Origin of the sequence: Costertonia aggregata (assembly GCF_013402795.1) — a bacterium.
Lineage (GTDB): Bacteria > Bacteroidota > Bacteroidia > Flavobacteriales > Flavobacteriaceae > Costertonia > Costertonia aggregata.
In genome coordinates, this window is the sequence record NZ_CP058595.1 from 3,731,628 (window position 1) to 3,750,547 (window position 18,920).

Annotated in this window: 14 protein-coding genes; 5 read left to right on the forward strand and 9 right to left on the reverse strand. The window is 38.4% G+C overall.

Translation table 11 applies throughout. The annotated features are described in order from the left end of the window. Position 1: 1 nt before the first annotated feature. Positions 2 to 766 (reverse strand): XRE family transcriptional regulator, encoded by a 765-nt coding sequence (locus tag HYG79_RS17135; protein WP_179243592.1) that lies wholly within the window; start codon positions 764 to 766, stop codon positions 2 to 4. A 101-nt stretch (positions 767 to 867) separates the two neighbouring features. Between HYG79_RS17135 and HYG79_RS17140 the strand changes: the two genes are divergently transcribed. The 4 genes from HYG79_RS17140 to HYG79_RS17150 all read left to right on the forward strand — a co-directional run bounded on the left by HYG79_RS17140 (position 868) and on the right by HYG79_RS17150 (position 5,430). Further along, positions 868 to 2,130: a putative DNA modification/repair radical SAM protein gene (locus tag HYG79_RS17140; protein WP_179243284.1), complete on the forward strand. Its 1,263-nt coding sequence runs from the start codon at positions 868 to 870 to the stop codon at positions 2,128 to 2,130. 212 nt (positions 2,131 to 2,342) lie between these two features. Continuing rightward, a complete protein-coding gene (locus HYG79_RS18185; protein WP_262888983.1) occupies positions 2,343 to 2,468 on the forward strand; it encodes a hypothetical protein in 126 nt (41 codons plus the stop codon). Between the two features lie 109 nt (positions 2,469 to 2,577). Then, positions 2,578 to 3,354: a TIGR03915 family putative DNA repair protein gene (locus tag HYG79_RS17145; RefSeq protein ID WP_179243285.1), complete on the forward strand. Its 777-nt coding sequence runs from the start codon at positions 2,578 to 2,580 to the stop codon at positions 3,352 to 3,354. Between the two features lie 507 nt (positions 3,355 to 3,861). Next, a complete protein-coding gene (locus tag HYG79_RS17150; RefSeq protein ID WP_179243286.1) occupies positions 3,862 to 5,430 on the forward strand; it encodes a reverse transcriptase domain-containing protein in 1,569 nt (522 codons plus the stop codon). A gap of 101 nt (positions 5,431 to 5,531) precedes the next feature. Here the strand turns inward: HYG79_RS17150 and HYG79_RS17155 are convergent, their stop codons facing one another. From HYG79_RS17155 to HYG79_RS17170, 4 genes are all read right to left on the reverse strand, one after another. Beyond that, entirely contained in the window at positions 5,532 to 6,782 is a 1,251-nt protein-coding gene (locus tag HYG79_RS17155) for a glycosyltransferase (RefSeq protein WP_179243287.1), read from the reverse strand. Further along, positions 6,782 to 8,293, reverse strand: coding sequence for a DEAD/DEAH box helicase (locus HYG79_RS17160; protein ID WP_179243288.1), 1,512 nt, complete (start codon positions 8,291 to 8,293; stop codon positions 6,782 to 6,784). Before HYG79_RS17160 ends, HYG79_RS17155 begins: the two co-directional genes overlap by 1 nt. A 95-nt stretch (positions 8,294 to 8,388) precedes the next feature. Further along, positions 8,389 to 9,318, reverse strand: a complete 930-nt coding sequence (locus HYG79_RS17165; protein ID WP_179243289.1) for a 2-hydroxyacid dehydrogenase — start codon at positions 9,316 to 9,318, stop codon at positions 8,389 to 8,391. Positions 9,319 to 9,332: 14 nt separating this feature from the next. Beyond that, the gene (locus HYG79_RS17170; protein ID WP_179243290.1) at positions 9,333 to 9,842 is read right to left on the reverse strand and encodes a DUF6155 family protein; all 510 of its coding nucleotides are present in this window, start codon (positions 9,840 to 9,842) and stop codon (positions 9,333 to 9,335) included. Positions 9,843 to 10,009: 167 nt separating this feature from the next. Here HYG79_RS17170 and HYG79_RS17175 point away from each other — a divergent pair, with 167 nt between their 5' ends. Then, positions 10,010 to 10,873, forward strand: a complete 864-nt coding sequence (locus tag HYG79_RS17175; RefSeq protein ID WP_179243291.1) for a sigma-70 family RNA polymerase sigma factor — start codon at positions 10,010 to 10,012, stop codon at positions 10,871 to 10,873. A gap of 447 nt (positions 10,874 to 11,320) precedes the next feature. Here HYG79_RS17175 and HYG79_RS17180 read toward each other — a convergent pair whose 3' ends face one another. The 4 genes from HYG79_RS17180 to HYG79_RS17195 are packed head-to-tail and all read right to left on the reverse strand — an operon-like array spanning position 11,321 to position 18,919. Beyond that, entirely contained in the window at positions 11,321 to 12,631 is a 1,311-nt protein-coding gene (locus HYG79_RS17180; RefSeq protein WP_228027898.1) for a YaiO family outer membrane beta-barrel protein, read from the reverse strand. Further along, positions 12,628 to 15,009 (reverse strand): sulfatase-like hydrolase/transferase, encoded by a 2,382-nt coding sequence (locus HYG79_RS17185; RefSeq protein ID WP_179243292.1) that lies wholly within the window; start codon positions 15,007 to 15,009, stop codon positions 12,628 to 12,630. Before HYG79_RS17185 ends, HYG79_RS17180 begins: the two co-directional genes overlap by 4 nt. Positions 15,010 to 15,017: 8 nt before the next feature. Beyond that, positions 15,018 to 16,448, reverse strand: coding sequence for a glycosyltransferase family 2 protein (locus tag HYG79_RS17190; RefSeq protein WP_179243293.1), 1,431 nt, complete (start codon positions 16,446 to 16,448; stop codon positions 15,018 to 15,020). A 5-nt stretch (positions 16,449 to 16,453) separates the two neighbouring features. Further along, positions 16,454 to 18,919, reverse strand: coding sequence for a HEAT repeat domain-containing protein (locus HYG79_RS17195; protein WP_179243294.1), 2,466 nt, complete (start codon positions 18,917 to 18,919; stop codon positions 16,454 to 16,456). Position 18,920: the final 1 nt, after the last annotated feature.

Genomic DNA, 18,920 nt, shown 5'->3' on the forward strand with positions numbered 1-18,920 from the left:
ACTACACTTTCTTTACATATTTCAACTGGCTTTTTAGTTCATCCATAGATTCTTGGAGCTGTTTTAGCAATCCTTTTTCGGTCGTGGCGTCCTCACCAAAGGTTATTTTGCTGCTTATCTGCCAAATTTCTTGAATTTGAAAGGGTTTTATCTCGTATGGCGGATAGGTTTCGTTCAAAGAAACCAAAGTAATGTTATTGGAATTGGGTTTGCGTTCTATTTTTTTGACCAAAACGGCGTCCAGTAATACCACAACGTACATTTTGTTTGGGTTTACGTCATCAATATGCTCAGTAGCTTTGGCCAGTACCCACTCACCAGGCTTAAGATTGGGTAACATACTTTCACCTTCTATCTGAAAACCGCGGTAGGTAGCGTTCCTAAATTCGGGAATGGGCAGGTCAAAAGCAGGCAATTGCTCATACCAACTTGTATCCTGAATGTTTTGGGGATATCCCGCAGCCGCTTTGGCATTGACCAAGACCATATTTTCGTTTTCTGAGGAATCTATGGTAACCACCTTGGGGATAACGCTGGTTTTTGAGGTTTCCAAATATTGGTTTTCACTTTCCCCGAACAACCATAGCGGATTTATTTTAAATTGTTTCAATAGTTCGGCCACAACCCTGCCCGAAAGTTTGGTGCGCCCACGTTCTATATCGGCAGTAGTGTTTGAGATACCCAGTAGTTTGGCGAATTCGGCCTGAGTATATCCCAATTCCCTACGAATGTCGATAAAACGCTTTAAAGTGAATTCATTCTCCATATCCCAAATATAGTCAATTTGGATATATTCCAAAAAATAATTTGGATTATTTCCATTTTTAGGAATTATTCCATAATTTTGGATTAATTACAATTGAGCAAATGTCATTTGAACGTATAAAAGAAAAACTGAACATTTTGGCCGACGCTGCCAAATACGATGTTTCCTGTTCCAGTAGCGGAAGCAAGCGCACCAATACCAATAAGGGTTTGGGTGATAGTTCCGGTATGGGCATTTGCCACAGTTATTCCGAAGATGGCCGTTGCATTTCCCTTTTAAAGATTCTTTTGACCAATTACTGCATTTTTGATTGTGCCTATTGCGTTACACGAAAAAGTAGCGACATTAAACGTGCGGCCTTTAAGATTCAAGAGGTCGTTGATCTGACCATCAATTTTTACAGGCGAAACTATATTGAAGGGCTCTTTTTGAGCTCTGGCATTTTTAAGAGCCCAGACTACACCATGGAGCGCCTAGTCGCGGTAGCCAAAAAACTACGTTTGGAAGAAAATTTCAATGGTTATATCCATTTGAAATCCATTCCAGGAGCAAGTGATGAGTTGATGCGTGAAGCCGGATTATATGCGGATAGGCTTTCGGTGAATATAGAAGTCCCTACGATATCTGGCTTAAAGTTATTGGCACCGGACAAAAAACATGAAGATTTCACCAAACCGATGTTGAAGGTCAAAAATGAAATCATTCAGTATAAAGCCGAAAAGAAAATCATCAAAAGTACCCCAAAATATGCGCCTGCCGGGCAAAGTACACAAATGATCATCGGTGCTACGGGAGAATCGGACAGGGATATTATGTATTCCGCTACCCATTATTATAAAAATTATAATATGAAGCGGGTATACTACTCGGGTTACGTGCCTGTCGCCGAGGACAGCCGATTACCGGCCATAGGTACCCAAGTACCCATGCTACGTGAAAATAGACTGTACCAGACCGATTGGCTCTTGCGTTTTTACGGTTTTAACGTTACCGAAATTTTAAACGACATACACCCAAATTTGGATATGGATATTGATCCCAAATTGAGTTGGGCCTTGCGAAACCTCGAACATTTTCCGGTAGACGTCAATAGAGCCGACAAACGTATGTTGGCCCGAGTACCGGGATTGGGCATGAAATCAGTTCATAAAATCATACATGCGAGAAGGTTTCGAAAATTGAATTGGGAGCATTTGAAGAAAATAGGTGTTGCCTTAAATCGTGCGAAATACTTTATGGTGTGTGACTCTAACCAATGGGAGCGGCGCGATATGGAAGCGCAAAAAATAAAGGGATTGATTTTACGGAATTCCGTAGGTAAGTTTAGAAAAGAATATAGCAACCAATTGCAGTTGTTCAATTAAAACATTGTTTTGAACATCTGGTTTTTGTGCGTTTTGATAAATTAAAATCAAAGAATACGTGTGCAGTTTAAAGTATTCGTTTTTCGATATGAATTTCGCTCTTTTTGAATCGTGAAATTCACTCGAAGTGACATGTTTATCAAATGTGAAATGAGTTTAGGTATTGATTTTTTTGACTTGTGCTTAAAATGATATCATCAAAAAAAGGTAAAATGAAAAGATTACTTGATATGGAGCAAAACCGCTCTGCATTATTAAAATTGGGGTATGATTTTGTCGTTTTTAAAAGTAGGCTCAAAAAGTCTATGATCAGGTTCAAAAAGAGATTATTGAGATGAACATGATTATTTTGGAAAAGTATATCGGACTTGTGGTTTAGCGTAGAGATTTGGAAATCCGGTCCAAGTTTTATGAAGAGATTCAAAAGGACATTAAAATGAATATTATATGAAAAATTCTAAAATCTTGATCTATGACGGAAGTTTTAATGGATTCTTAACCGCTGTATTTATTGCTTTTGAAGAAAAAGTACCGGTTTCGGATATCCAAAAAAACTCCGTGAGACAAAGTGGACTTTTTTCCGAAACCGAAACTATATTTACCCAAACGGACAAAGCCCAACGGGTGTGGAAGGGTATTCAAAAGAAAAGCAATAGTGCCGTAAAAAATATTTACTTCGCCTATTTGAGCGAGAATAAAGGTATTGAGCTCCTACTCTACAGGTACATTCGGAAACTATTTGCAAATAAAAACTCCATTCATTCCGATTATTCGGATGGTGTGGTTTTAAAAATTAGCCAGTTGGCCCGTAGTGTGGGTAGGGAAAAACACCGTATGGAAGCCTTTGTACGCTTTCAATTGACCCAAGACCAAATTTATTTTGCCAATATTGAGCCGGACTTTGATGTGCTACCGTTGATTTCCAAGCATTTCAAATCCCGTTATGCAGATCAACAATGGATTATTTATGATGTAAAACGAAAGTATGGCCTGTTTTACAATCTACACCAGGTAGAGATCATTGCCTTGGATATGGATGAAGTCTATGCCAATAGCATTCGTAAAAACGACCGTTTCTTGGGCGAAGAGTACTCTTACCAAGAGTTATGGAACAATTACTTTAAGAGTACCAACATAAAATCCCGTATCAACAAAAAGCTACATACACAACACGTACCCAAACGGTACTGGAAATACCTTTCCGAAAAGAAAACGGCTATATGAATGTTGTTTGTAATATATAAAAGTCAGTTAAAATTGTTTGTATGAAAATTTATTTTGAACATCTATAAATTGAAAACTATAACGTCAATATGGCATAAACATCTTTTCATCTGATGAGTTTTGTCATAAATCTAATAACGGAACGATTTGTGACATTCTTATGTTAAAGGATTGAGTGTTGGGACAAGACTGTTAGATACGTTTTATGTCAAGTGCACATTAGTGTTCCACGCGCAGGCTTCGGCTGACGTGTGAAGAGAGATTCCAATCTCGCAAATCTTCATCAATGTTATTAGAAGTTGCATTGAGAGGACTGTGAGTTGAGCTGTCTTAGTTTCTATTTCTGCCGATACTATCATAAATGGTTGTGTTTGTAAAGATACGAACTTTATTCTATCAATGAGTGGCGTTGCCCATAGCGAAAGTGAAAAGCAACTTCAGGATTGTATCTACCGATAAATAAGCCACGACCAACCTCAATCCTTTTTTTATAACCAATAGTTGAATATGAATGATGAATGGCTGAAATTTAAAAAGTACCCTCATATTGGAAAACCGCTAACCAACAAAAAGGATAAAAAGTGGTTGAAAAATTATATTAATAATCCTGAGAATATCGCCAATCATAAGTTCGTACCTCTTTTACACAGAACCTTAAGTCAGAGAAAATACAGACCTCTTGAAAATGCACCAAAAAACAAAAGTGGTAAAAGACAAAGAACAGTTAGTGATAAAAAAGAGCGTCATATCTACTTCCCATCACATTTAGATTCTATTATTTACAGCTATTACAGTCATCTTCTAACTAAAGCTTATGAAGATTTTCTAGAGGACAAGCCTTACGGTTCTGTAGCAGTTGCGTATAGAAAAATACCAATTGGAAATGGTAAAAGTGGGAATAAATCCAATATCGAATTTGCTTTTGAGGCTTTCGAATTCATAGAAAAAAACAAACATCTAAAGTTATCAATAATAGTAGCTGACGTAACTTCATTTTTTGACAATTTAGACCACCGAATTCTGCATAGTCAATGGAAACGTGTTTTGAACACCGATAATCTACCAAAAGACCATTATACAATATTCAAAAATTTGGTTGACAACAAATACGTAAATGAAAACGAATTATTTAAACGGTTTCAACATAAATTAATAATAGAAAGGTTCTTGCCGAATGATACTTCACAGAAAGTTCTCAAGCGTAAAAAAGTGAGCAAAATTTATAATATGCGACACGAAAATGTAGTCGCTTTTTGTGATAAAGATGAGTTCTTTGAAGAAGCGACTGACTTAATTAGAACCGATAAACCATACAAAAAAGATATTCGTCAAAAACTCAACAAAAAAGAAAAGAAAGGAATTCCCCAAGGTACACCTATTAGTGCAACTCTCGCAAATATTTATATGTTAGATTTTGATGAACGAGTTCATTCAAAAACTACTTCGAGAAATGCATATTACCAAAGATATAGTGACGATTTAATAATCATTTGCGCCCAAGAGGATGAAGAATATTTTTATGACCTAATCCGTAAAGAAATAGAAGTCGAAGCAAATCTTGACATTCAACCAAAAAAAACCAATACTTACAGATATGAGCTTAACGAAAACTCTGAATTTTATGGAGGTTCAATAAAAAATGGAATTTTGAACCCAAATAAACAATTAGAATATTTAGGGTTTATGTATGATGGCTCAAAAATCAGAGTAAAAACAGCAGGTTTTTCGAAATTTTATAGAACAATGAAAAGGTCATTTAGACGTGGAGCACATTTTGCAAAAAAAGCACATATTCCATCTGACTCACTTTTTGAAACACGATTATATAAAAGATTTACGCATTTAGGCTCTCAAAGACGTATGAAATGGTTACCAGATGAAAATAGCCAAACTGGATATAGTCCTTCTAAACAATTTGATTGGGGAAACTTTATCAGTTATCTGAATAAAGCAAATCACGTTATGAAAGAGATAAATAAGGACGACACAATAATTCGACAATACAGAAAAGTTTGGAATAAATTTCACGATGTCAAGAAAGCGACCTACGAAGAATTATTAAGCGATAAAAAATAAAGCACTTAGCAAACTTAATCATGTTTAAAAGAGATAATGTAGCTCCGCCATTTGCTAAGACAGTATATTAATAATCCTACTCCGTTCAAGTTATAAAACTTTTATTCCCTCCTATTTTTCTCGGTTATCCATTTGGATAAATACTTCGAGGCCATTACGGTGTGCTGCGCCAACATGCCACCAATAAAATTTTGGCTGCGGTGGTTGTCCAAGTTTTTTTGCAGTGCAGTTATCCTATTCAATAAATTGGCTTCTAAATCTTTGGCATTGTATACCTGCTGTAAAATTTTAAGTCCGTTTTGTTGGGCTATTTGCCATTTTTCCCGATTTTGATACAATTGTACCGCAGCATCGGCAAACTCGGTCGTAACATCGTTTATACTACCATTCCATGGTAAATCCAAGTGCATACCCTCAGCCCCTATTGATGTTGTTATGCTTGGTGTACCATAACGCATACTATCGGTCAATTTTCCTTTGATGCCCGCTCCAAATCGCAAGGGCGCCAAGTTGATTTTGGCCTTTGCGAAAACAATTTGGGCATCATCTGCCCAACCTTTTACCAAAAAACCGGCCTTTGGGTCATGTAATTGTTGGATTCTTTTTGGGAGATAGGCTCCGTATATATGAACGTTGGTGTTTGGTAGGTTTTTTTTGATCAGTGGCCATATTTTTTCATATAGATATTCCACCGCATCCACATTGGGGGCATGTTTGCCATTTCCAATACATATAAAATCGGTGCGGTCTTCAAAACCTTCCCAATCCCTATGATCAATACTTTCCAATAGAAAGGGTAAATACCATATAAGGTTCTTATCCAATTGCAGTTCATTTTGCAGCAATTCCATTTCAAAAGATGAAATGATAAGAGTGGCGTCACAACGATAGATACTGGCGATTTCCCTTTTGGTCAAGCTATTTTGTTTCCAATCATCAATTGAAAAAGATATGTTGCATTTGTGTGCTTTTTCCCGGGTATTGCGAAGGGAATGCAAGTCCTCTGAATCTAATATCCGAATGGCATTCGGAGCATTTTCCATGACCCGCCAACCAAACTGTTCTTCGGTCAAAAAGCGGTCAAAAAGCACGATAGTCGGGTTTATGTCCTTTACGAATATATCAAAACTAGTATCGTTTAGTTGTATCGTTGCTTTTTCAACACCTATGGACACCAGGTCAGCACTTTGTTCAGATTCCGAAGTCGTACTGGCGAAGACAATCCTGTAATCGTTTTTAAGAAAAAACCGAATGAGCTGCATCATTCGTGATCCGGCAGCTGTTGTTGAGGGTTCTGGCCAAACCAGGCCGATAATCAGTATAATTCCTTGTTTTTCCGCAGAACCCGACATTACATTTTTTGGGAGAACATTTGTGAAATCTTTAGCCGCAACTTACGTTCATAATCTTCCTCTAACCATTCCTTGTAATTTTTGGTGTTGTTCATGATACAATAGGAATATTGCCTAACCCGATAAGCGATTTCGTCCTTTAGTTTTTTTGCCAATATTCTTGCATCAAAAACATCTTCGCTATTTTCAACACATATTTGTGCATGTTGCTCAATACTTTTTTCCAGTACTTTTTTGGAACGTTCCCCACGGGCGAACACTTTTTTATACTCTGCCTTGATATCAAATTCTATATGCTCCGATTTACTGAACTCCTCCCTGAGGTCCGGTGGCATTTCGTAAACGAACTCACGTTCAATCTCTTCGTCGTTTTTAATGTTCTCCAAATAAAAATCCGGGAAATGAAAAATCTCCTGCCAATCAATAGGGGCATCCCAAAGCCCAAAACGTGCAACGTTGTTTCCCATGTCAACAACAGTGAATTCCTCTTTATTGGGAAGAATTCGCGACCCACGGCCTATCATCTGAAAATAAAGGGTAAGTGATTTTGTGGCTCTGTTGAGAATAATGGTCTCTACCGAGGGTTCATCAAACCCAGTGGTCAATATACTTACCGAAGTCAATATCGCATCCGGAGTTTTGGAAAACCATTCCAAAATTTCGCGACGCTCCGTAGCATTGTTCTTATTGTCCAAATGCCGAATGTTATACCCTGCCTTTTTAAAGGTTTCGTATACATATCTAGATGTATTGATACCGTTGTTGAAAATCAGCGTTTTTGTACCTTTCGCAATCTCTTCATAAGCATTGCGCAGTTTGCTCAACATATTGTGATTGCCGTACAATTCTTCCGAAGATTTTACGGTATAATCGCCACTAATGCCCAATTTTAGGGTCTTGAGGCTAACATCGTAATTATACACATTGGCCTTGGCCAAGAACTTTTTCTTTATAAGTGACGAAATGGACTCCCCAACGATCAATTTCTTGTAGTTGTCTTTCATGGGGAGTTTGATATTGGAACTCAATGGCGTGGCCGTTACACCAAGGATAATCGATTTTTCAAAAAACTTAAAGAGCTTGCGAAAGGAGTTGTAGTGGGCCTCATCGATAATGACGAGCCCTACATTGTTCAATTCCACTTTTTCTTCTTGCAGCCTATTGTTCAAGGTCTCTACCATGGCCACAAAGCACATGTATTCGTCTTGGTCTCGTAGCTCTTTTACCTCACTGTTGATGATTTTGTTCTTTACCCCGAAACCTTGTAGCATTTTTGAAGTCTGTGCGCTCAGCTCAATTCTATGGGTAAGTACAACGACCTTTTTTTGGGTCTGGTTGATGTATCTTTTGGCAATTTCTGAAAAAACGACGGTTTTACCGCCACCGGTAGGTAATTGGTAGAGTAAGTTTACATCATCGGAAGATTCCTCAAAATACTCGAATATGGTATTGAGATCCTGTAGCTGATAATCGTAAAGCGTTTTTTCTATCGTTTCGTTCTGAACCTTCAAATTGGCAGGAGGGTTTAATTAGGAAAATGAAAACCTTACAAAATTAAAAGTTTTTTACGCTTTGAGGAAATTACTAGGGCGGTAAAAACGAAAAATTAATACCCTTTTGTGATAGATACCTCGTTTAGAAGTGGTTGGCCGCTCATGAGCCTTTCATAATTCTCCACTATTTGAGGTACTACGGATGCTGTATCCGAAACACTGGCAATATGCGGCGTTATATGCACCTTGGGGTGCTGCCAATACAGATGTGAGGTCGGCAAGGGTTCGTTATGAAAAACATCCAATACAGCACCTGAAAGGTGGTCTTTGTCCAACATTTCCATCAAATCATCATCTACCATATGACCGCCACGGGCCACATTGATAACGAAAGCCCCTTTAGGCAGCAGGGTAAAAAGTGTTTTGTTCAAAATGCCTTTGGTTTTGTTTGTGAGTGGAAGTAAGCAAACCAGGATAGCGGTCTGCTCCAAAAATAAAGATAGTTCCGCTTCCCCAACAAAACTATTGACACCGTTTATCCGCTTTTTTGAATTGGACCACCCCAATGTCTTGAATCCGTATTGGACCAAGTCTTTTGCAAGTGTTTTCCCCAACTCCCCTACTCCCATGATGCCTACTGAAACATCCTGTATACGCAAATAGGATTTGGGCGACCATTTAGCTTGTGTTTGTTCCAGTTTATAATGATTCAGATTTTTGATATGTGAAAAAATCGCCGCTAATACATATTCGGACATATCACTGGCCAAATATGGGTCGACCACCCGTGTTATGGGTAGGTGTTTGGGTCTATCCCTATCATTGAAAATAAAATCGACACCTGCCCCCGAACACGAGATGCATTTTAGATTGGGATATCGGGATAAAGTGTTTTTGGGATGCTTCCACACCAAGGCCATGGTCATATCGTCTTTAGGGTGCTCCTCTAGGTAGCTGTAAACATTTATATGGGGTGCTCGGGCCTTGAGTGCCTTTTTCCATTCATCGATTTTATCGTCCTGTCTTAAAATTACTATGCTCATGAATTTTTCCAGTTTTAGTCTAAAATATCAAGTGCTCGGGAAAATTCTTCACCAAACAACCATTCTGCTTCTTGGGTAATAGTATAAATATCGATTATACGGGATTTATATTCGGGCAATAGGCCATGTACTGAAACATGCTGCGTAACCTCATGAAAAGAGTTGGTCATACTCTTATAAAAGGCATCGGGTACGTTTTTTTCCTTTTCGAACGATTGGGCGATTTCGAGGTTGTAGAGCATAACATCCGCTATCAAATGAGCATCCATTCCCAAGGTTTTAAAGCGTTTAATATATTTCTGCGCCACAGAACGCCTAGCCTTTGGTCTTTTGCGTTTCAAGGGAAAATATTCATTGGAAATCTTCACTTTGGCCTCTTGTACCAGCTTATCTTCCTTTGGGTTAAAGGCGAAGTCATAATATTCCTTGACTACGGGAAATCTTTGGTATACATCCATAAATTGTTCTTCCAGCTCTTTTTTCTTGAGACCGGATAAATATTTTTTAAGTGCCCTTTTGCTCATAATCACAAAAATAAGGCATGTAGCCGATTTATATCCTAAACCCTGTAAAACACTTTAAGTAGGAGCTTTCTTTATAAGATTGGGATAAGTATAACGGTATTCGTTTGGAAAAGCCAATAAAAAAATGTATCATATAAGCTTGTAGAACTTAAACACGAAAATATCATATGAGGCAACTAAAGATTATCAAGCAGGTAACCAACAGAGAATCAAAATCATTGGACAAATACTTGCAGGATATCAGCAAAATAGATTTGATAACGGCAAATGAGGAAGTAGAACTAGCACAACGTATACGCAAAGGTGACCAGGCAGCTCTGGAAGCGTTGACCAATGCAAATTTGAGATTTGTCGTTTCGGTTGCAAAACAATATCAAAATCAGGGATTAAAACTTCCCGATCTTATCAATGAAGGAAACGTTGGCCTTGTAAAGGCGGCAAAACGTTTTGACGAAACCAGAGGATTTAAATTTATTTCCTATGCGGTATGGTGGATCAGACAGTCTATCCTACAAGCTTTGGCAGAACAGTCTAGAATAGTGCGATTGCCGTTGAATAAAATCGGCTCGATCAATAAAATAAAAAAGACATTTTCGTATTTGGAACAGGCCCACGAAAGACCCCCTTCGGCCGAGGAAATTGCCAAGGAGCTGGATATGACGATTACCGAAGTCAAACAATCCATTAAAAACTCAGGTCGACATGTATCTATGGATGCCCCCTTGAAAGAAGGAGAAGATTCCAACCTGTACGATGTTCTGCGTTCGGGAGAATCACCACGACCGGACAAGTCGTTGATGCAACAGTCCCTGAACACTGAAATCAACAGGGCTTTGGAAACCTTGTCGCCCAGAGAGGCAGATGTTGTGAAGCTATACTATGGTATTGGCGACCAACAATCTATGACCTTGGCAGAAATTGGCCATACGTTCGACCTTACCCGTGAGCGTGTGCGGCAGATACGGGAAAAAGCCATTAGAAAATTGCGCCACAATTCAAGAAGCAAATTGCTTATGACCTACTTGGGTTAATAATATCAATATCTGAAAGTAAAAAGGGGTGCGCTTTAAAAGCGCACCCCTTTTTTGGTAATTGTACACTATAACAACTAAGAAAAATTAAGTTTGCTAATATTGTAATCGTTTAAAATTTCATTTAAATCTTCAATAAAATTCAAATACGCTGCATTGTCGTGATTTAGGTTTGCCATAATCGTAGGTTTTGGGATTTAGGATAGGTGGTGTTGATTACATATAATCCAACTCCACCAATTCGTTTAAGCTTAAGATTTCATTTAATTCTTGAAGGAATGTCAGGTATTCCTCGCCGTAGGTATCGTATAACATAGTTAAGCTGTTTTTAAGATTTGGGTCTCGATTAATTATGATATAAACTTATCTGATTTTTGAGATTTGAACAATAAATTGTGGTAAAACAGCACTTTTTTGTTGTAAAGGTCTATTTCCCTAATACTATCGTTAAAATTTAGCCTGATAAGAGAATCCAGCAGATACGGCCCAGAAAAAACTACCGGAATTGGAAACGAACTCCTGCCGGGTAACGCCCACATTCGCCCTGTAGATATTGGGGTTTTTCTTTGGTGTAAATTGATATTCCATCTGCAAGCGCTGGGACTCGATATACAATAAAGTTTCAGCCAATAGCGTGGCACCGTCCCTGATCTGTCGTAGTTCGGGCGAAAAACCTAGCCCGGCGTTCACACCAATATAGTTCTCACCATCCTTTAGGTATTTGCGAACCAACAAATTACCAGAGACGGTCAATAGTCCATCAGGTTTAGGCGTAAAATATGAGCGCAGCGAAAAATAATAATTACCACGGTAGTGCCCTATTGAATTGGCATATACCGTAATATTTCGTGTATCAAAGATTATATGCCGCATACCTGCAGAAACCTCCATGGCCCAAGGCAGGTTGGCGTAAAGATCGCCCCCTATTTTATGATTGGGGTAAATTGAAGAATTGGAATAGCCATAATTTAAATAAGCGTAAAAACGTTTTGAGAATTTGGGATATAAATCGATATCATACTGTACACCATGTTTGTTCAGACGGTTACTGTAATTAATTCTTGGAATAACGGTTCCCACTGGTGTACGCCTATTAAACGATATACTAGAGAAAATCATGGGCTCGTAAACATCATTAAAAACAGTAAATGAATTATTGACTCCCAGTCTATTGTTTAGTATTTCCTTTTCTTTGACACTTTTTATAGAACCCTCTCCTTTTGATACCGCGGCAGTATCCTCTACCGTTTTTGTTTTTGCCGTTTTTTTCTTCCCCCTACTCTTAAAATCAATACCTGGTGTATTAATGTACTTTGGGTATTTTTTGTCCGATACCGCTTGGGTAGCCTGCTTTTGCAATCGTTCAACCTCCAAATTGTTTTTTAAATAGTGCAATGCCTTGTTGGCTAGGCCCAGTGCAGTATGTGGGTTTTTGGCATAAAGTTCATTTTTTATAGCAGATATCCAAGCGTCACTATTCATTCTTTCAGTGGAAATGATCAGATTAAAACCGTTCCTGGCTTCTTCGTATTTCGCATCCCAACTATCGATTCTTGCCAATAGAAGCCTTGCTTTGGTATTCATTGGGTTTTTTAAAAGGATATTTGCCAAGACTTCACGAGAAGAACCGTGTTTGCCTTCAAAGGCCAAGTCATGCGCCTTATCGTAAGGGTCGTTAAATGCCATGTCCTGTGCCGTTCCCCATACGGGGAGAAGCATAAGCAGTAAAACCGTGTATGTAATTTTTAGGGCTTTCAATGTGATGAGTATGCTATATCTTTTTTTGAGGTTGAACGGACAAATACCGTTTTTTGTTTAATGCCCGCCTGCTTTCTGGCCCTTTTAATTTTATCTTTGATTTCGTTAACACCAGAGCTGTTCTCTTGTACTTCTTCTATCAACCGTAGTGCTTCCTTGGTCCTGCCCGACCAAAAATACACATCAAACAAAGCGGAATAAGAGTCAATGTAATTGGGGTTCATTTTAATACATTCCTTTAATATTTCAATAGATTTTTCATAATCGCCCCGCCATACATTAATTCTACCCATCAATATTTTGGTGTCGATATGACTGGGAACATCGGACAAAATATACCTGCACACCAAAAGAGCCCTATCATATTCTCTATTAAAGGCCAAGTCACGTGCCGTGAGATATCCCTTATCGGAATCTTTACCGTTATAAACACTATTGACAAATATGATTTCACTTTCAGTAAATCGCTCCTTCTGTACGGAAAAAATAGCCAAACTATCAGGTATGATTTTGTTGCTCGTGGTCACGTAGGCATTCATTGCCTTAAAACCTTCCAATTTCTTTTCTAGTTTGGATTCTCCCGTAAACGAGGAACTTAAATCCATGTTTTCATTTATTTCAAAGGCATCGCCATCACTGAACAACTGACCACCGCTTATATATTCCTTTAACTCGTTTTTGTTTCGCATTAAAGGGATTTCCTTTATAGATCTGAATTTCTCGTTCATGTCCAAGGCATTACCCATCCAAGCTACTTTTTTTGGCATTTTTAGCTCGTAAGCACTGTTCAGCATTGCCAAGATCGATGGGGTTACGTCAAAATGTGATGAAATGGCACTCATTTTCCGTGCACTTTTCAACATAGGGCTATACATGATCAGCGGCACATGAAAACGGCTTAGGTTATTACGTTGCGGTATGGGGATAAGCCTATGGTCTCCCGTTATTATAAAAATGGTATTGTCATAACGGGGTTGCTTTTTGTAAGCTTCCAACGCCCATTTTATGGCATCATCTGTATACAATAACGTGGCAAATACATTGTCGTTTTTTTCAATGACCTTCTTTTTTCTAGAATCATAATTTCCCTTACGAACAATTTTCTCGACCTTTTCCTCATAAAAGTCCTGATTGGGCGGTATAAAAGGCTCATGGGTACTTATTGTCATATAAACCTCTAACCGCGGTTGTTCTTTTTCACGTGGAAGGCTCATACTTTTTTTGAACAATTCCTTATCAGGATAGCCCCATGATGAACCAGCTGCATCTTTTTCTTGTTGTTTGTATTTATTTCCAAATCCGGATTTATCAAGAACAAAATCTACATTTTCACTTTTTAGAAACTTATCTACATTGTCAAAAGAACTGTTGGTACCTTGGTAAAAAGACGTGTGATAACCATTGTTTTTTAAGATACTGTATAGCGTAAGTTTATTGGGAAACTCTTCCAACTCCATAAATCCACTTTTGCCAAAGGGCAATGAACCCAACAATGACGGTAATACCCCAAAGGTTCTCCCGGTATTGCTCAAGCAGTTTTCCCAATATAATGATTTGGTACTCAAGGAATCCAAGAACGGCGTAAAGCCACCATACTCAGCCCCTTCCCCGATAAAATCACGTCCCAGGCCTTCTACCATTATGAAAACGATGTTAGGTTTCTCTTCTTTCAACTCAAAATAATCCCCCAGCACATTTTCGGATTGCGGTCTTTTGATCAAAGGGTATTCAACGGTTGAATCGTATGAATTATCCTCGGTGGTACTATTATAGACATTTATGGCCAAATACTGTGTTTTGTTCTGGTTTATGGGCTTACCATCGGTAAACAAGGTAGCAACGAACAAACTGAACAAAATAATGGTAAATGGGTACATTTTGCTTATTCTGTGATACACCTTTGAAGTTACCTTATAAAACGTATAAAACAGGACGGTGATAATGACTACACCAATAACCAGATAGATTGATGTTTGAAGACCGCCCGAGTTGGAAATCGTTGTTTTGATATCGGCGTAGCTATATCCTAATAAATCCGACCCCAAGGGCACCAAAGTGGTACAATAATAGCTGATAAGCATAGCCTCAACAATCAATAAGAGAACCAATAGAACAAATGCGAGGTTAAAGCCGTACCTAGGTCGCCAATTTTCCCAAAAGTTGAACGGAAAGGCCAATACAAGCCCCGTAACTGCGGCAAATCCCAATTGGTGTACCAGGGCAATAAAAAAGCTGGTACTCAATATACTATCCACCACACCTTTTACATACAAGGTCGTGTATTGAAATATCGATAACACCACCAAACAACCAAAGAAAGATAGTATCAATCTGGTGTAATGCTTTAAGCTGTAGCTATCTAATTGACTAGTATTCATTCTTTATTCTATGTTGCCTTTGCAAAGCCCTTGCGCACTTGTGAACCCCAACCTGATTTTATTTTGAACAGTTTTTTCCAATTGCCCCGTATCGCAGCCCATACTACTATGGGGTGAAACGTTATAGGCTCTATAATGGCGCAGAACATCAATATTAAAATATCCTTTGTTTTTTTGTATTCGTTATAGGAGTATACATCCCATAGTATTGCATAAAAAGAAAACATGATAGAGAACATGTAGATTGTGGCGGTAATAGCTATGAAAAACTCCCAGTTCAGAATGCCCAGATATGCGAACAAAATAATCGTGAAAAAGCCAAAAAACTCCAGTAGCGGTGCCAGCCATTCGTAAAAAAACCAATAGGGATAACTCAAAAGCCCAAGTCGGCCAAATTTGGAATTAAAGAACATGTCCCTATGCTTGTTCAAGGTCTCTAGATTGCCCCTAGCCCATCTATCACGTTGATTTATCAAAATCTTTAAATCTTCCGGAACCTCGGTCCAACACAGTGAATCTGGAATATATTCAATGGTATACGGTGTTTTTTGTTCGTGCATGTAACGCCTCATTTTAAAGACAATTTCCATATCCTCACCAACCGTATTGGTATCATAGCCGCCTACTGCAAGTGCTATTTCCCTATCAAAAAAGCCAAAGGCCCCTGAAATTATCAAGAGGCTGTCTATACGCCCCCAAGCCATTCTCCCCAAAATAAAGGAACGGGTATATTCCAACAATTGAAAACGGGCCAACCAACTTTTAGGCAATCGTATTTCTTCTAACTGGCCCCCTTGAATTATACATGAGTTGGCAACCCTGATTACACCCCCTACGGCAATGACACGTTTTTCGGAGCGTTGAAAAAATGATTTTACCACATGTAACAAGGCATCGGGCAATAAAAGGCAATCAACATCTATACAACCAACATATTGGTTTTTTGAAAGGGCCATCCCGGTATTCAAAGCATCGGATTTACCCCCGTTTTCCTTATCGATTACCGTAAGCTTTGAAAAAGAACGATGTTTAGATTTGTAAATACCACGAATGGGTTTGGATTGCCAATCGGGGTCAATGGGCTGTTCTATCTTTTCAAGATCATAGGCATCTATCATTTTTTGTAGGGTGTCGTCCTTGCTGCCATCGTTGACCACCATAACCTCATAATTGACATAACGCAGCGACAACAACGAACGAATGTTTTCTACAATGGTCAACCCTTCATTATAGGCCGGGGCAATAATCGTAATACTTGGTGCCAACGGCGAAGCCATTACTTTGGAAATGTCCCCGAAACTATTTTTGTTACGATAGTGAATGGAGTTGCGGGTCGACAGATACCCCATGATAGTGAACATAGTAAACAGGACTACCGTAAACATGAAAAAAACCACGTTTATATATTTCAGTAATATGTTGAAAATTTCACTATCCATTCAGCTTATCTTTTTAAAAAAGAAGGGATTATATGGTTTAAAAACCAGTTATTGTTCAAAGTTTTTTTTTTGAGAGTATCTTCGTTGTCAATTTCAAGTTCCAAGTCAAAATCAAAATCGAAAATATCCTGCTGTTCTGCGTTCTCGATAGTCTCAATATTTGCTTTAGGCCCACGCTCCTCTTTTATCCCTATAGATTCCAAAGTGCCATTGTTCATGCTGTCAGATAATTTTTCTGCTAGCTTTTCCTTAATTTCTTTTGCCTTTTCTGCGATACTTTTTTCGGGACTGTCCAAGAGGGTATCCAAAAATTCGATTTCCTTTTGATCCCCAACTGCCAAAACTTCATCCAAAAGAATTAATTTGGAATCGGTATCACATGTCCTGAATAGTTCCTCGAAAATGCTAAATCCCTTGAATCCTACATTTGGGATGGGTGGTTTGTTCTTCATTTCGTTGGTTTTACCATGGTCTAAGTCCATGTTCGGGGGGGCATGGTTGTCGTTGTCTACCACTAAGGGTATAAAGCTCATATCGATATCTTCCTCATCGGACGTAAACGATTGTCTATTGTGTTCATCTAACATTCTGGGCTCTTTATCAAAGGGCACTTCTTCGTATGTTACCCCAATCCCATCTGTTTTGTTTTCCGCCTTAACGATAGGCAGAAAATCCAAGGGTAACGTTTTTTGGTTATCCTTGTCCTCTATCATTTCATCGATCCCGGAAAGGATATCCTCCAATTCCTGCATAAAACATATATCGAAAATTTCTATGTTTTCCTCTTCCGACACTATATCTTGGTTGATATCGTCTTCGGTCAACATCTCGGGAGTATGGTTCATGTCCTTTGAGTTTTGCAATATTTTACCGATCACACTTTGCAAGCGGGTATTGTGCATTTCTTCTTCCCTATCAATGGTTGTATGCGATTTTTCGGGTGTGTTATCTACATGTTCAGAAGGCGTTTGTGGCTTTTTTGAATCGATATCATTCATATCAAAAATTGCTGGGATTTCGTTATTTGAAGCTTTGCAATCTTCCGATATCAAACTTTTTTCGCTGTGCGTGGCAAAATCATCATCCAGTTCAAATGATAGTTCAAAGGTTATTTCATCTTCGTTCTCGTTTACGGTAACTGCCGGGTTCGTTTTTGTTCTTGCGTCCAAGATTTTCAAAAGTTCGTCTATGTTTTCATTTTCAATATGGTCGTCGTTCGTTGTTTCTTCGATATCCATCTTTATTCGTTCTTGGTTGGTGGGTATTTGTTTATCCAGTGATAATTGATTTTCAATGGCTGTGGGGGTTTCGGTATCTGTTGTTTCCGTTATTTGTTCCAATCGTTCAATATCTTCTGCCAAGGTTTCCATTTCCAGAACTTCCGCTTTGTCCGAAATTTCCATAATATTTTCGGTTGGCATAATCGTTTCGGGCGCAATGGTATTGATGGTGCCAAGTATTTTACTTTTGACCGTAAAATTGGATTCTTTTTGGGCCAATGCCTTTAAATAAGATATATCCGTAGCCGAACCAATATGGGAAAAGGCTTCTAGAATACAGAGTTTTGTATCCACTGTGCTCTTTTTAAAAACCGATTTTAAGCTATCTATCGCATCAAAAATCAAGAACTCCCTGATACAGTCAATCGCTTCTTGCCGTATATTGGTGTCCTTGTGTTTTATAAGTTCGATTATAGAGGAGTTGGCATCGTTTTGATTGTAGTATTTTATCAATCTTAACGCAAAAAGTACAACGTGTTTGTTCTTGGATGTTAACCAAGACCTAAACCTGGGAGCTTTAAAGTCCTCTTGATTGCGAATCACATCCAACAACTTTAGTTGTTGCCATTCGGATATTTTATACCGTGTGGTATCTAAAAAATGGTTGATGCCCTCGGGTTTTAAGCTTACTACAGCGATTTCTGCTTGTCGTCGTACCGTAGGCCTTTTATCATTGATATGTTTTATGATAAAACCGTATGACTCCATTACCTGCATTTGGGTAAGCTCCAAAATACCTTTGGCCACTCTTTCCCAACGCCAGCTTTTCAGTTTTTTATAGGCATCGTTGTGTAATCCAAAGTCTTTATAGAGTTTACAAAGGCGTTTTAGCGTATCTCCTGCAACATCTTTTCTCAGGTCCAATAACACTTCGGTAAGTATTTTTCTGTTGGCGGGTATCTTTATGAACTCCCTTACCTCAATTTTAAGGTCAATATAATTTGCCTTGTCGGCAATGGGATCATCTTCTTCATGAAATAAGAACTCACTTATTTTAGGTGATAGTTCAAGTTTTTTGGTGGTACTGTTTTTATTTTTTCTGGAAATACTATTCCTAAAAATAAAGATGGATACAAAATATACCGTTCCCAAGCCAACAAACAGCATAGTGAGGTCCCACAATAAATCCGTATGAATCTTTGGGGCATCAATAAGTGAGTAGGTGTAATATGTAAGATTGGGAATCTTCAAA